The following is a 1,380-nucleotide window of genomic DNA, read 5'->3' as shown; positions in this document are numbered from 1 at the left end:
GGCCAGAGCCTTGCGGTTTTCCAGAACACTCATCATCGTCACGTGGTCGCCTACAATCGGTACGGCAGTAATGGCCTCCGGACTCAAGACCCGGTCCCAGCCGCGCATAGGCGAACGTGCCTCTGGGCATAATGAACTCTTAGCTTGTCGTGCCCGAGAACTGAAGAGAGCCTCGGTGGCATAAAACTGATGTATCTCAATTGGCAGGGTTGGGACTTGGTACGCCTGCAGCGCCTCGTGAAACCGGGCGGTCCTTTCATACATCAAAACATCGTTATGGAGATTACGATCCAGAGGTATTGCCCCAATTTGCTGCCCCTTTTCAAGCAGCTGAGCGATTGAACTTTGTCCAGCAAATTTCTCCAACACTTCGAAGCTCTCATCATCTAAGGGTTCAAAAGAATCGAGCACGACGTCTCGTACCATTTGGATGGGTGATATCTTTGTCACGTTTGCGGGTAGCGTAACATCGATGAGAGCGATGAACGACACAGCGTCATCGAGACTCAGCAAGCGCTGGGCGATTGCGTAAGCCAAGATTCCGCCTGATGAGTATCCAGCGAAGCGATATGGTCCCTGCGGTTGAATTTCTTTGATCGCGAGGATGACCTGATCAGCTATCGCTTCAAGGGTCAGTGGACGAACTTCATCGAAAGACGGCCATGGTAAAGCGTAGACGGGACAGTCTACGTCCATTTCCTCCACCAGACCGACGACATAGGAACAATCTCCAAAACCTGTGGGGACAAAGAAGAGCGGTGGCTGCGATCCGGTTGGTCGAATGGAAATCACTCCGCGACTCCTGGGCTGTGGCTCCAAATGAATCTTCGATGCAAGTTCCTTCAGAACAGGGGCTTGGAAGAGGTCAGCGGCGCTAAAGTCCAGCCCAAGATCTAATGCTCGACTGAGCAACTGCACCGCCAGGAGCGAATGGCCGCCCAGTTCGAAGAAGTTGTCGTGGCGCCCGACCCGCTCGACACCGAGAAGCTCCGCCCAGATCTGTGCCAGCGCCGTCTCGACCGCGCCCTGCGGCGCCTCATAGGCCGTCCGCGCATAGGCGCCGTCGGCCGGCGCCGGCAGTGCCTTGCGGTCGAGCTTGCCGTTCGGCGTCAGCGGCAGCGCCGCGAGCCGCACGAACGCAGCCGGCACCATGTAGTCCGGCAGCCGCCCGCTCACATGCGCGCGCAAGGCGCCGGCAAGCCCGCCGCCATCGTCCTCGTCCGAGCCGGCCTCGGGTCCACACACGACATAGGCGACAAGGTGCTTGTCGCCGGCCCGGTCCTGGCGCGCCACCACCACCGCCTCGCGCACCCAGGCGTGCTCGCAAAGCCGCGCCGCGATCTCGCCCGGCTCGATGCGGAAGCCGCGGATCTTCACCTG

At 59.3% G+C, this 1,380-nt stretch carries 1 protein-coding gene; it reads right to left on the bottom strand.

Going from position 1 to position 1,380, the window contains the following annotated elements:
• The coding region (locus tag NKI72_RS34985; RefSeq protein WP_352852249.1) for a thioesterase domain-containing protein at positions 1 to 1,380 on the bottom strand (1,380 nt) is incomplete at both ends.

Source organism: Mesorhizobium sp. M0437, from assembly GCF_040321335.1.
Classification (GTDB): Bacteria; Pseudomonadota; Alphaproteobacteria; order Rhizobiales; family Rhizobiaceae; genus Mesorhizobium.
This window is presented reverse-complemented; position numbering and strand designations above follow the sequence as displayed.